This window comes from Idiomarina aminovorans, assembly GCF_023155095.1.
Classification (GTDB): domain Bacteria; phylum Pseudomonadota; class Gammaproteobacteria; order Enterobacterales; family Alteromonadaceae; genus Idiomarina; species Idiomarina aminovorans.
The window spans coordinates 237,907-251,558 of sequence record NZ_JAKNDA010000001.1 but is presented as its reverse complement, the minus strand read 5'-3'; the positions used below and the strand labels follow the sequence as shown (position 1 = coordinate 251,558).

The following is a 13,652-nucleotide window of genomic DNA, read 5'->3' as shown; positions in this document are numbered from 1 at the left end:
GGGTTTTAGTTCTTAGATCGGAGAAAATCTTTTGCAGGCAGAAGAATTGCGTGAATTTGTCACTGATAAAATCGATGACCTTAAAGGTCGTGACGTTCAAATTTTAGATGTTCATGATAAAACTGACGTTGTTGACTATATGGTTATCTGCTCTGGCAGTTCAAAAACGCATGTACGAAGCATTGCTGAACATGTCGCCACAGAGTCGAAACATGCTGGAACACCGCCTATTGGTGTGGAAGGTGGCGAACAGTCAGAATGGGTATTAGTTGACCTTGGTGACGTCGTTGTGCACGTTATGCAGGACAGCATCCGCGACTTCTATCAATTAGAAAAACTCTGGGGCTAGTCAGTGCAAATTCAATTGCTCGCTGTTGGCACGAAAATGCCCACGTGGGTTACTGAAGGTTTTAACGAATATAAAAAGCGGTTTCCGGCGGATTGCAAACTGGTTTTGCATGAAATAGCCGCGCAGAAGCGGACTCGTAAGGCTGACTTGAAGCGTGTTATGCAGCAGGAGGGTAAATTGCTTCTTCAGGCAATACCCAAAGGAAACCGAGTTGTTACTTTAGAGGTCACAGGCCAAGCCTGGGATACCCCAAAGCTTGCTCAACAGCTGGGAAAATGGCAAATGGATGGCAGAGATGTCACTCTGCTGATTGGTGGGCCTGAAGGCCTTTCCGACGCATGTCTGGCTATTGCCGAACAACGTTGGTCATTGTCTAAATTGACTCTGCCTCACCCGGTCGTGCGATTAATCGTCGCCGAAAGCCTATATCGGGCATGGAGTCTGAATAACAATCATCCGTACCATAGAGAATAAAAATAATAATGCGTCATCGCACCCACATACGTGATCACGATACTGAAGCAGCCCTTTTTGGCCGCCGCGTCTTAGTCGCGATGGTAATTGTTGTGGCTGCCTTTGTGGCTTTAATGTCTAACATGTACCACTTGCAGGTTATTGAACACAATGAACTGCAGACGCGTTCTAACGATAACCGGATTAAATTATTACCTCTGGCTCCAAACCGAGGCTTAATTTACGACCGTAATGGCGTTCTCTTAGCAGAAAACACACCTGTTTACAGCCTGGATGTTACCCCTGAAGAAATCGACGACCTTGAGAATACGTTAAGCGAACTGCAACAATTACTCGACTTTCCTGATACCGCGATTAAACGGTTTTACCGCAACCTTAAAAACCAGCGGCGATTTAATAATGTTCCGTTACTTGATGATATCAATGAGGAACAACTGGCTATTTTTGCCGCGCAACAACACAAGTACCCCGGAGTTAGTATTGAAGCACGCTTGATACGAAACTACCCGCATAAAGAATTATTAACCCATGCCGTCGGCTATGTAGCAAAAATTAATCGTAACGACGTTAACAGATTACGAGATAGCGGAGAGTTAGCAAACTACGCGGCAAGTCGCACCATCGGCAAACTCGGCATTGAGAAATATTACGAAAAGGATCTGCACGGCGAAGTCGGTTATCAAAGTGTCGAGGTGAATAACCGCGGACGGGCCGTAAGAACGCTTAGCATTGAGGCACCCGAACCCGGACAGGATATTGTGTTAGAGCTTGACCTTGAACTGCAGAGAAAAGCAGCCGAATTACTCGGTCAGCAAAGAGGTTCAATTATTCTGATGGATACTACCACAGGTGGCATCCTAGCAATGGCTAGTACTCCCAGCTATGATCCGAACTGGTTCGTCAATGGTATTTCAGTTAAACAATATCAATCATTACTAAACTCGACACAAAGTCCACTGCTTAACCGTGCTACTCAAGGAGCCTACCCCCCGGCATCAACCATTAAGGCTCAAATCGGTTTATTAGGTTTAGAGGACGGCACTATTACCGAAGAAACCCGAATATGGGACCCCGGCTGGTTTGAAATTAAAGGGGTCGACAGACGTTACCGGGACTGGCTTGCGTGGGGGCATGGCTGGGTCGATATCGAGAAGGCAATTACCGAAAGCTGCGATACCTTTTATTACGACTTAGCACTGAAGCTAGGCGTTGATAAGATTTCAAGCTTCATGGGTAAATTTGGTTTTGGTGAAAAAACCGGTATTGATATTCACGAGGAAGTTTCCGCTCTGATGCCCTCGCGGGGCTGGAAAAGAGCCAGGTTCGGCCAACCATGGTACGCTGGCGAAACTCTGTCAGTTGGAATTGGCCAGAGTTACTGGACAGCAACACCTATGCAACTCGCTGTTGCCACCGCAATGGTTGCTAATAAAGGCGAGCACCTTGTTCCCCGCCTGCTTCGCGGAAAAATGCAGGATGGGGTATTCGAGCAAGCATTAATTACTCAACGCGAACCTTTAACACTGTCCGACAGCGATTACTGGGATGCGGTAAAGAAAGGCATGCGTAATGTCAATATGGCACCCAAAGGCACCGCGCGGCGCGCATTTGCGGATGCTCCATACTCCTCAGCCGGAAAAACAGGAACCGCTCAGGTCAAAAGCCTGGGTCAGGAAGAAGAGTACAACGCAGAAGACATTGCCGAACGTTATCGGGATAACGCGATGTACGTCGGCTACGCGCCTGCAGATAAGCCCAGAGTCACCGTTGTTATTGCTATTGAAAATTCACTCGGTGGCGGCGGCAGCATTGCCGCACCAGTAGCACGAAAAATGCTCGATCTTTGGCATTCCCGATTTAATAATGAAAAAAAACAGCAGGTAGAAATCGATGCTGACCACTGAAGAACGCCAACGGACCTCACTATTAAAACGGCTGCATATAGATGGGCCATTACTTCTGCCGTTGGTACTGCTTTCGGTTGCCAGCTTATTTGTTATTTTTAGTGCGGCCGGTAAGGATATTGCTGTTGTAGAGCGGCAATCTATACGCATCGGCTTGTCTTTTGTGGTTCTTTTTGTGGTAGCACAAATTCCGCCTCGCGCGCTTTCACGATTCACTGTTCCGGCTTTTATTGCGGGCGTACTGCTGCTAGTTGCCGTACTGGTCTTTGGCGAAATGGGTAAGGGTGCACAACGATGGCTCGATATCGGCCCCATGACCATTCAACCATCAGAGATAATGAAGCTTGCCATGCCCCTTATGCTCGCCTGGTACATGAATCAACGGCCTATCCCGCCATCAATTTATCGGTTATTTGGTGCATTAATTCTGGTCATTATTCCAACCCTGCTTATTGCACGGCAACCCGACTTAGGAACCTCTTTATTGGTTGCCTGTGCAGGCGTTTTCGTTATTTTCCTGGCCGGTCTTAGCTGGAAGCTCGTTACGGCGGCAGGGATTAGCGTTGCAGCTTTAACCCCGGTTCTCTGGTTCTACCTTATGCATGACTATCAACGTCAGCGAGTGCTTACCTTTTTGAACCCTGAACGCGATCCGCTGGGTGCTGGTTACCATATTATCCAGTCAAAAATCGCTATCGGTTCGGGTGGTATAGATGGCAAGGGCTGGTTACAAGGAACGCAATCCCAACTTGAATTTTTACCCGAGCGCCACACTGACTTCATTTTTTCCGTTTTTAGTGAAGAGTTTGGTCTTACCGGCGTCTTGATTCTTCTGGCATTGTACGGATTTATCATTTTGCGTGGGTTCGTTATAGCGCTGCGAACTCAGGATATTTTCAGTAAATTATTAGCGGGCTCACTGACTCTGACTTTCTTTGTCTATGTGTTTGTAAATATTGGTATGGTTTCAGGACTATTACCGGTGGTTGGGGTACCATTACCATTAATTAGTTACGGTGGCACCTCGATGGTGACACTGATGGCAGGCTTTGGCATGTTGATGTCTATAGCCACCCATCATCGCTTAGTTATGAAAGATGGTTAGCACAGGAGAACTTTATGCGCGCTTTATTTGGGTTAGTTTTGCTGACCACAACGACTAGTTTATACGCAAACGCTCAAGAACAATCACCAGAAGTTGAAGAATTTATTCAGCAGCAAGTTGAGCAACACCAACTTGATGAAAATAAAGTTCGTCAATGGCTGAAACAGGCACAAAAAAATGACGACGTACTTGAAGCAATACAACGCCCCTGGGAAGCAAAACCCTGGCACCAGTATTACCCCATATTTTTAACCGAAAAACGCCTTCAGGCAGGTCTTAAATTTTGGCAACAGCATAAAGAGACCTTAGAACGAGCTGAAGCAAAATACGGTGTTCCGGCACAAATTATCGTTGCCATAATTGGCGTAGAAACTTTCTACGGCAATTATATGGGTAAGTATTCAGTACTGGATTCACTGTATACTTTAGGATTCCATTATCCGCCCCGCCAAAAGTTCTTCCGTTCTGAACTGAGTGAGTTTTTTCAATTAGCTTCAGAGGAAGGTTGGGACGTATCTGAAGCCAAAGGCTCTTATGCAGGTGCTATGGGCTTTGGCCAATTTATCTCCTCCAGTTACCGTTATTATGCCGTTGATTTTGATGATGACGGGCAGCGGGATATTTTAACCAACCCAATTGATGCCATCGGCAGTGTGGCTAACTACTTTGCGAAACATAAATGGCAGCAAGGTCAACCGGTCGCACAACCTTTAGCTGAGACGCAGAATTGGAAAGCTCTGGTTGGTGACGGTATGAAACCCAATACCGAACGTTCTGAGATAAAGCGTAAAGGCTATGAACTTCCGGACCATGCGGCAGTCAATGATGACACCAAAGTGCGAGTGTTCCAATTTGAAACGCAAGAAGCCCATGAATATTGGCTGGGTTACAACAACTTCTATGTCATTACACGATACAATCACAGCCCACTTTACGCTATGGCGGTTTTCCAGTTCAGCGAGCAACTTAAAAATGAAGTGGAGTAGTTTATTCATTTTTATACTGAGCGCATTTTTTCTCAGCGGCTGCTCAAGCGCTCCGGGCGGCCGATACAGCCAACACACTGACAGCGCTCCGACCCGTTTACCCAATGAGTCGGAGTTGCGCAATGCCGTTCCCGTTCATGAACCAATGAGCCCTCAAGGCAACCGCGACTATCAGGTGCTGGGCAATCATTACAACGTTATGGAAAGTGCTGCCGGTTATGTCGAGGAAGGTTACGCATCGTGGTATGGCAATAAGTTTCACGGGCACCTTACTTCAAATGGCGAGTATTACGACATGTACAGTATGTCCGCAGCTCATACACGCCTGCCTTTGCCTACTTATGTTAAAGTGACGAACTTACGAAATGAACATAGTGTTATCGTTCGGGTGAATGACCGCGGTCCATTTCATCCTGAGCGTATCATCGATCTCTCATTTGCTGCAGCTTACAAACTGGATATGCTGGATAGCGGAACAGCGCCAGTAAGAGTCGAGGCAATTAATTTCAATACGCCGATGCTAACTGAGAAGACCACAAATACGCACCAATCGAGTTACCATATACAGTTAGCCGCTTCTTCAAATATTGACCGTTTATCGCGATTAAAACACGACTTACCGCCAAAGTTTCAAAAAATTGCAACTACTGAACACACTCATGGTCTACATAAGTTAATGCTGGGGCCTTTCTCTGAAGAACAAAGTCGTGATTTACTCGAACAGATACGCTCTTCTGGATACCCTGAAGCTTTTCGCGTAAAGGCGGCACAAAGTCCGATTGATACTCCTGACGCTGAGCGTCAGAACTGATATAATCCGGTTCCCTTACGCACTTGATTCACCTTTTGACCGATAAGATAAAGATAATTCCAATGAAAAAAATTTGTCACCTTTTTACCGTCGTAACCCTTCTCTTCAGTTCAGTCAGTTTTGCCGCTCAGTCGTTGGTTCCCAATGCACCGTCGGTTAACGCAAAAGCTTACATCCTTATCGATCATACTACGGGCAAAGTTTTAGCCCAGGGTAATGCTAATGAAAGTCTCCCTCCCGCTAGTCTGACCAAAATGATGACAAGTTATATCATTGGTAAAGAAATGTTGGCAGAACGCATCAGTTCAACGGACATGGTTACCATTAGCGAAAATGCCTGGGCAAAGAATTTCCCAGAGTCATCAAAAATGTTTATCGAAGTTGGCAAAGAAATCAGTGTCGAAGATTTGAACCGGGGCATTATTATTTCTTCAGGTAACGATGCCTGCGTCGCTATGGCTGAACATATCGCCGGCAGTGAGGACGCTTTCGCCGACCTAATGAATAACTATGCTGAACAGATTGGTATGAAACACAGTCAATTTGCTAACAGTCATGGACTGCCTGACCCTGACCAATATGTTTCTGCGCGTGATATGGCAACGTTAGCTACTGCCCTCATAGAAGAAACACCTGATGAGTATAAACTCTACGCCGAAAAATCTTTCACTTTTAATAATATTAAGCAATACAACCGAAACTCACTGCTTTGGGACCGTAGCCTGAATGTGGATGGAATAAAGACCGGCCACACTAACGAGGCAGGTTATAATTTAGTCACATCAGCCATTGAAGACGGTACCCGTTTAATTGCGGTCGTAATGGGAACCGGCAGTGAACAAGCTCGCAAAGTAGAAAGCAAAAAGTTGCTGAATTACGGTTTCCGCTATTTCGAAACTGTCAAAGCCTATGGTGCCGGAGAGAGCTTTATCTCTCAACGTATTTGGGGCGGCGATTTAGACGAAGTTGAATTGGGTATTAGTGAAGATGTTGTTATTACTTTACCGAAAGGTCAACGTGATAAGTTAAAAGCAAACTTTGAACTTGAACAGCAGTTGCAGGCGCCCCTGACAAAAGGGCAACATGTTGGAACAGTTTACCTCCAGTTAAATGATGAAGACATAGCATCGTTCCCGCTAGTAACGCTGCAAGCCGTTGAAGAAGGTGGCTTCTTTAAGAAAATCATGGATTACATTAAGCAACAGTTTACTGAAAAATAAAGGTTAAGATAGATGCAAAAAACGCACTTTAATGAGCTGGTTGACTTCCCTTGTCACTTCACTTTTAAAGTGATGGGGGTTGCCAGTGACAGCCTTCCGGATCAAGTTGTAGAAGTTTTACAAGAGCATGCTCCTGGTGACTATAGCCCTTCAGTAAAACCAAGCAGTAAAGGAAATTATCACTCAATTTCGGTTGCGGTGCGTGTCGAAAGCCAGCAACATATCGAAATTCTCTATCGGTCTTTGTCTGATATTGAAGATGTTCGATATGTTCTGTAGGAGTAGGGCTAGCCGTTATTGCTGACAACCGTTATAATGTAAACATGAATGATACTTTAATTATTCGTGAGCTAGGCAGGCAGCCGTACGAACCCGTATGGCATGCTATGCAGAAGTTCACTGATCAGCGAGACAAAGAGACTGCCGACGAGTTGTGGGTAGTTGAACATGAGCCTGTCTTTACTCAGGGGCAAGCTGGTAAAGCTGAGCATATATTAGCTCCGGGTGACATTCCGGTTATTCAAGTCGACAGAGGCGGACAGGTTACCTATCATGGTCCGGGTCAGTTGGTTATCTATTTTCTTCTTAATATTCGTCGTCTTAACTATGGTGTCCGTCAGTTAGTTAATCATATTGAAAATACCGTTATTGAAACCCTTTCGGATTACGGTATTGACGCTAACGCCCGGCGCGATGCTCCGGGTGTCTATGTCGATACGGATAAGATCTGTTCTTTAGGGTTACGTATTCGAAAAGGCTGTTCTTTCCACGGATTGGCATTAAACGTCAATATGGATATGGAACCTTTTTCGCGGATAAATCCGTGCGGTTTATCTGGAATAAAAATGATTCAAACCAAGGATCTTAATGGTCCTGAAAGCTTTAGTGACGCGGCTGATGCAGTGATAAAACACTTCACTAGTTCAGTTTCCTACAGCAACATTCTTCAACAAATGGGACTCGCTCAAGATTATGTCAAAGCCAGTTAGAGTTGAACCTGGTGTCAAAATGCGTGACGCCGATAAAATGGCACTGATACCAGTACAGATAATTCCCACAGAACGCGACCAGATGTTACGCAAGCCGTCATGGCTGAAGGTTAAGTTGCCTTCTTCAACTGAGCGTATTGATGAAATTAAACAAGCAATGCGCAGCCATGGTTTGCACTCTGTTTGTGAAGAAGCTTCCTGTCCAAATTTACCCGAGTGTTTTAACCACGGCACCGCCAGTTTTATGATTTTGGGTGACATCTGCACACGACGTTGCCCCTTCTGTGATGTTGCTCATGGTCGCCCTCTTCCGCCTGATCCAGAAGAAGCGGAAAAGCTGGGAGAAACCATTCGCGACATGAAAGTAAAATATGTGGTTATTACTTCGGTAGACCGTGATGACTTGCGCGATGGTGGTGCTCAGCACTTTGTGGACTGTATTCGCGCCATTCGTAAGCACAGCGAAAACAACATTCAGGTAGAGGTACTGGTGCCAGACTTTCGTGGTCGGATGCAGGTTGCACTGGATATTCTTAAAGATGAAGCGCCTGATGTATTTAACCACAATCTTGAGACCGTACCTCGTCTTTATAAAGCGGCGCGTCCTGGCGCAAACTACCAGTGGTCATTAGATTTGCTGCAAAAATATAAAGAGGCGCGTCCTGATATTCGGACGAAATCGGGGCTTATGGTCGGTCTTGGTGAAACCAAAGAAGAAATACTGGAAGTAATGAAAGACCTTCGCGCGCACGATGTCGATATGCTGACTATCGGCCAATATTTGCAACCGAGTCGTCACCATATCCCGGTTGCTCGCTACGTACACCCCGATGAGTTTGAAGAACTGCGTGTTGCCGGCGTTGAAATGGGCTTTAGCCATATTGCCAGTGGTCCGTTAGTACGCTCTTCTTACCACGCTGATTTACAGGCAGCGGGTGAAACCGTACGCTAACAGGACATAATGATCATGAGCCTTTTACTGTGGTGTTTACTGATTGCCGGAGTTTTGCCTATTTTAGCCAAGGCTCCTGTCGTTTATTTTCAGAATCGTGACAATGGTTACGACAATAAACACCCCAGGGCTCAACAGCAACGCTTGCTTGGGCGTGGGGCCCGGGCCGTAGCCGGTCACTACAATGCTTATGAAGCCTTTCCTCTCTTCGCAGCGGCTATTTTAGCCGCTCTGTCAACCTCACAAATAACAGAGCGAATTGAATTTCTGAGTATTGCATTTATTGTACTAAGAGTGCTTTATCATATCGCTTATTTAAGCAACTACGACAAGCTTCGTTCACTTATTTGGTTTTTAGCAACGCTCTGCCCGGTCTTAATTCTGGCTCAGGTTGCACTTGCTGTTTAACCTTAAAGTTTCTTTATTCAGGGTTTATTAATAACTTCAAATAAAGCGCAGGCCATAAGCCCGTATCATGTTGTTCCATTGCAGTACTGACATCAACAGGACGCCAGGCCTGCCTACCATTAATAGCATTGCAGGTATCTGCTTTAAAAAGCCCCGTAACAGCGTTTTCAGAGCTTCCTAAACGCCAGTTATCACCCTCGAAACTCGCAATTTCATGCCACGAGTTAATTTCTTTTTTCCAGGGTAAGCGCTGGTAAATATCCTGAACCTGCTCTGCCGTATAGCTTTGCTCCTGTTTTGTAACAATGATATTTAAGCTTTTATGCTCATAACGACCATGGCAAAACTTTTGAGCAAGAGACTTTGTCATTTCATACTCATCCGCAAATCCCATCCAGTGACCCAGTTCATGCTGAATCACCTTTTCTGAGCTATCGGGGGTTAATATCAAGGTGCGATTATCAGCACTTGCTATGCCTTTATCGGCCAACACAACATGCTTATCAAATTGTGCATCAAAATTACATTTAGCCCTATTGCGTTCAGTAATGCCCGCGCAAGACAAACGTTGGTCTAACCTCCAGCTAATACACCAGTTTTCACTGTCAAAAGGAGAGCTTTTTACCGCCGACAAAAAATCAAGATAACGTTCTTTTTCACCCTCAGTAGAGGCAATAACATTAATTTTTATCTCACATTGTCCGGCTTCCTGATAACGTTTCAGCAGCGCGATTTGTCGCTGTAACCAAGGTTCGTTCGCGGTTTCCCAGCGAAGCTGCCATTGCTCCAGAGAAACATTTCTATTCGCTAGTTCATGCTTAGCGACCTGACGTTGAGCCGCCGCATCGCCTGCGGCAGCAGCCAGCTGCAGCCAGTCATTAGTAGCCTGAGGAAACTCTTTAATTAAGCTTTCTATAGCCGGAAGGTGTTGTTGCTCTGCTGATTGTTGCCACCAGTAATAGGCAACAGTTCGGTTACCACTGTGCCAATATCTATTGGCCAATTGATACTGTGCTTTGGCATTACCCTTGTGTGCTAACCAGTTTACCCGCTGTTGCTGATTGTAAACCTGATGAGACCACCCGTTTACGCCCAGCAACACCAACAAAATCAATAGCCGTCTTTTCATCGGCTGACTCTTTATCGGGTAAGCATTGCTTTACGGATACGGGTTAATTCGACCGATGCGTAACGATGCTCAACAAACTCATACACATTTGTCATTAGCGCCAATTTAAAATAGTTCATCGCTGAAAGTGGTTCTCCTTTTATCTGCATATACTTTCCTAAATAAAAGTAAGCCTCACACAAGCGCTCTGAGAGTTTTTCGGATTCTTCCAGGTTGCGGCTCATACGCTGTAAGAATTCCTTTTCAGCGAGCTGACCAGCATACAACTGAACAATTTGATACCCCCACTCAGCTTGATCAAGTTGAGTCTTATTTTTTTCAAGACTCTTCTGCGCCAGTTCAGGATCATTTTCATGTTCGGCTAAGAACAGCCAAATAACACGGTAGGGATCGCCAGGTTCTTTTTTCAGGTGATACTCTAAATCTTCCTGGGAAAGTTCGGTTCTGGCATCATAATACTCAGCTATGCCTCTATTCAAATAGGCGTAACGGTGTTCAGGATTCAGTTCAATTGCAGAGTCAAAAGCTTCATACGCATAATCAAATTCTTCTAACTGTGTGTATTGAATACCTAAAAAATTGTAGGCATCCGCCAGTCTTGGGTTATATTCCAGAGCACGTGTGAAGTCCATTCTGGCCAAGGTTCTGAGGCCTACGGCGTCGTATAAGGCACCACGACGATAATAGAGTTCTCCACGTTGCTCTTGAGAAAGATCTTCTCCTAACATTTGAGCAATACGTGCAAGCTCTATTTCATAACGAAATTCTGCCCTCTCTGGCTCGACAAGCACCACATTATCGGGCAATTGATTAACTGAACTTTGCGAAGCACATCCCGTCATCGAACCCAATAGTAATAAGGCTCCAATGAATGTGACATTAGTGCGCATCGGCATAATTTTTCCTCAAACAAGTCTAGATTTATATTACACCACATTCGGAGCCATACAGGCAAAAGCCGGATATAAAAAAACCCCGTTAAACGGGGTTTTTAAAAAGCGTGTCATATCTTTTATATTAGTCTTCGCTTTTATTCTCTTCTTCAGCAGCGGGTTCTGCCGGAGCTTCAGTTGCAGGTTCTTCCTTCTTCTCAGCCGCTTCTTTCATACTAAGACGAACACGCCCCTGACGATCAATTTCCAGTACTTTAACCGGAACAACATCACCCACGTTCAGGTATTCATTGACGTCATTCACACGCTCTTCAGCGATTTGAGAAATATGAACCAAACCATCTTTACCCGGTAATACCGTTACAAACGCACCGAAATCGACGATACGGGCCACTTTACCCTGATAAATTTTACCAACTTCAACGTTAGCCGTCAGCTGTTTGATTTTCTCAATAGCCGCATCGGCGTCAGCCTGGTCGCTGGCTGCCACTTTAATAGTGCCGTCATCACCAATTTCAATGTTGGTATTGGTCGATTCAGTCAACTCGCGAATAACCGCTCCGCCTTTACCGATTACGTCTTTGATCTTGTCCTGATCAATTTTAATGGTGGTAAAGCGAGGTGCATAACTAGACAGTTCGTCGCGGTGACCACCAATAGCATCATCCATCACTTTAAGAATATGCAGACGTGCCGATTTAGCCTGGGCTAAAGCGCTTTCCATGATGTCACGGGTAATACCGTCGATTTTAATGTCCATTTGTAAAGCAGTGATACCATCGGTGCTACCCGCAACTTTAAAGTCCATATCACCTAAATGATCTTCGTCACCAAGGATGTCAGACAGAACAACGTGTTTTTCGCCCTCTTTAACCAAGCCCATAGCGATACCAGCTACAGATGACTTGATGGGTACACCGGCATCCATTAATGCCAATGAAGAGCCACAAACTGAAGCCATTGAGCTTGAACCATTAGATTCCGTAATTTCTGAAACGATACGGATCGTGTACGGGAAGTCATCATGGCTTGGCATAACAGCCTGAATACCACGTTTCGCCAGACGACCATGACCAATCTCACGACGTTTCGGCGTGCCGACCATGCCAGTCTCGCCGACACAGTATGGAGGGAAGTTGTAATGCAGCATGAAGCGGTTGGTGTTCATACCGGTCAGCTCGTCAATCATCTGAGCATCACGGTCCGTACCTAAAGTAGCTGTTACCAGTGCCTGAGTTTCGCCACGGGTAAACAAAGCCGAACCGTGAGTACGCGGTAAAACACCAGTAGCAACGCTAATAGCACGCACCATGTCGGGGTCACGACCATCAATGCGCTTTTCACCGGTAAGAATACGGCTACGAACAATGTCACTTTCCAAATCGTGGAAAATATCGCCAGCTTCTTCTAAGTTTATGTTTTCATCTTCGGCGGTCAGCTTCTCAACCATCTGTTCTTTGACTTGGTCCAGCTTGCCTTTGCGTTCGGCTTTATCAGTTGTACGATAAGCTTCACCAATACCCTGCTCTGCCAGCTCACGAACTTTAGTCTGTAAGCTTTCGTTTTTAACGGGCGCCTGCCAGTTCCACTTTTCTTTGCCAGCTTCAGCTGTAAACTCTTTAATTGCTGTGATCACATCCTGCATAGCTTCATGGCCATACATAACAGCGCCCAGCATTTGGTCTTCAGACAGCAATTCTGCTTCTGATTCAACCATTAATACCGCTTTGTCAGTACCTGCAACCACAAGATCCAGTTTCGAGTTTTCTAACTCATCCGCGGTTGGGTTCAGTACATATTCATCGTTGACCACACCGACACGTGCCGCACCAATTGGGCCGGCAAAAGGCACTCCGGAAATAGATAACGCCGCTGAAGTACCTATTAAGGCAACAATGTCAGGGTTTATTTGAGGGTTTACAGAAACAACAGTGGCAACAACTTGCACTTCGTTCATGAAACCATCAGGAAATAGAGGGCGAATTGGACGGTCGATTAAACGACAAGTCAAAGTCTCGTTTTCGCTTGGGCGACCTTCACGCTTAAAGAAGCCACCTGGAATTTTACCGGCCGCGTAAGTTTTCTCTTGGTAATTGACCGTTAATGGAAAAAAGTTTTGCCCTTCACGTGCTTCTTTTTTTGCGACGACAGTGACTAATACTGTTGTATCGTCGATGCTGGCAAGTACAGAACCAGTCGCCTGACGTGCCATTACGCCAGTTTCTAATGTGACTGTATGCTGACCGTACTGAAATTGTTTAGTTATTGGATTCACGTTGCTTTCCTTTACCTTCAAAATATAGAGCATCCGGATTGATACTCGTCTTCTCTCTTTATTTATCTCACTGTACAGTATAGGGGAAACCGAACAAAATTAAGACCCATACGCCTAAAAAAGAATACAAAAAAAGGGCCAGAAGGCCCTTTTTCAT

At 45.4% G+C, this 13,652-nt stretch carries 14 protein-coding genes; 11 read left to right on the top strand and 3 right to left on the bottom strand.

Annotated elements, in window-relative coordinates; translation table 11 throughout:
- Positions 1 to 31: 31 nt before the first annotated feature.
- The 11 genes from rsfS to L8G48_RS01165 all read left to right on the top strand — a co-directional run bounded on the left by rsfS (position 32) and on the right by L8G48_RS01165 (position 9,198).
- Positions 32 to 349 (top strand): ribosome silencing factor, encoded by a 318-nt coding sequence (gene rsfS, locus L8G48_RS01215; protein WP_248262794.1) that lies wholly within the window; start codon positions 32 to 34, stop codon positions 347 to 349.
- Positions 350 to 352: 3 nt separating this feature from the next.
- Positions 353 to 823, top strand: a complete 471-nt coding sequence (rlmH, locus tag L8G48_RS01210; protein WP_248262793.1) for a 23S rRNA (pseudouridine(1915)-N(3))-methyltransferase RlmH — start codon at positions 353 to 355, stop codon at positions 821 to 823.
- 8 nt (positions 824 to 831) lie between these two features.
- Positions 832 to 2,727, top strand: coding sequence for a penicillin-binding protein 2 (mrdA, locus tag L8G48_RS01205; protein WP_248262792.1), 1,896 nt, complete (start codon positions 832 to 834; stop codon positions 2,725 to 2,727).
- On the top strand, positions 2,714 to 3,832 hold the full coding sequence (gene rodA / locus L8G48_RS01200) for a rod shape-determining protein RodA (RefSeq protein WP_248262791.1): 1,119 nt from the start codon (positions 2,714 to 2,716) through the stop codon (positions 3,830 to 3,832). Before mrdA ends, rodA begins: the two co-directional genes overlap by 14 nt.
- Before the next feature lie 14 nt (positions 3,833 to 3,846).
- Positions 3,847 to 4,818, top strand: a complete 972-nt coding sequence (mltB, locus tag L8G48_RS01195) for a lytic murein transglycosylase B (RefSeq protein WP_248262790.1) — start codon at positions 3,847 to 3,849, stop codon at positions 4,816 to 4,818.
- A complete protein-coding gene (locus L8G48_RS01190; protein WP_248262789.1) occupies positions 4,805 to 5,629 on the top strand; it encodes a septal ring lytic transglycosylase RlpA family protein in 825 nt (274 codons plus the stop codon). Before mltB ends, L8G48_RS01190 begins: the two co-directional genes overlap by 14 nt.
- A gap of 62 nt (positions 5,630 to 5,691) precedes the next feature.
- On the top strand, positions 5,692 to 6,849 hold the full coding sequence (locus tag L8G48_RS01185) for a D-alanyl-D-alanine carboxypeptidase family protein (RefSeq protein ID WP_248262788.1): 1,158 nt from the start codon (positions 5,692 to 5,694) through the stop codon (positions 6,847 to 6,849).
- Positions 6,850 to 6,861: 12 nt separating this feature from the next.
- Positions 6,862 to 7,128, top strand: a complete 267-nt coding sequence (ybeD, locus tag L8G48_RS01180; RefSeq protein WP_248262787.1) for a DUF493 family protein YbeD — start codon at positions 6,862 to 6,864, stop codon at positions 7,126 to 7,128.
- 44 nt (positions 7,129 to 7,172) lie between these two features.
- A complete protein-coding gene (lipB, locus tag L8G48_RS01175; RefSeq protein ID WP_248262786.1) occupies positions 7,173 to 7,838 on the top strand; it encodes a lipoyl(octanoyl) transferase LipB in 666 nt (221 codons plus the stop codon).
- Entirely contained in the window at positions 7,822 to 8,790 is a 969-nt protein-coding gene (gene lipA / locus L8G48_RS01170; protein WP_248262785.1) for a lipoyl synthase, read from the top strand. Before lipB ends, lipA begins: the two co-directional genes overlap by 17 nt.
- 15 nt (positions 8,791 to 8,805) lie before the next feature.
- Entirely contained in the window at positions 8,806 to 9,198 is a 393-nt protein-coding gene (locus tag L8G48_RS01165) for an MAPEG family protein (protein ID WP_248262784.1), read from the top strand.
- Between the two features lie 13 nt (positions 9,199 to 9,211).
- Here the strand turns inward: L8G48_RS01165 and L8G48_RS01160 are convergent, their stop codons facing one another.
- The 3 genes from L8G48_RS01160 to pnp all read right to left on the bottom strand — a co-directional run bounded on the left by L8G48_RS01160 (position 9,212) and on the right by pnp (position 13,495).
- The gene (locus L8G48_RS01160) at positions 9,212 to 10,327 is read right to left on the bottom strand and encodes an SEL1-like repeat protein (protein ID WP_248262783.1); all 1,116 of its coding nucleotides are present in this window, start codon (positions 10,325 to 10,327) and stop codon (positions 9,212 to 9,214) included.
- Between the two features lie 11 nt (positions 10,328 to 10,338).
- On the bottom strand, positions 10,339 to 11,223 hold the full coding sequence (nlpI, locus tag L8G48_RS01155) for a lipoprotein NlpI (protein WP_248262782.1): 885 nt from the start codon (positions 11,221 to 11,223) through the stop codon (positions 10,339 to 10,341).
- Positions 11,224 to 11,344: 121 nt separating this feature from the next.
- Positions 11,345 to 13,495, bottom strand: coding sequence for a polyribonucleotide nucleotidyltransferase (gene pnp / locus L8G48_RS01150; protein WP_248262781.1), 2,151 nt, complete (start codon positions 13,493 to 13,495; stop codon positions 11,345 to 11,347).
- Positions 13,496 to 13,652 lie beyond the last annotated feature (157 nt).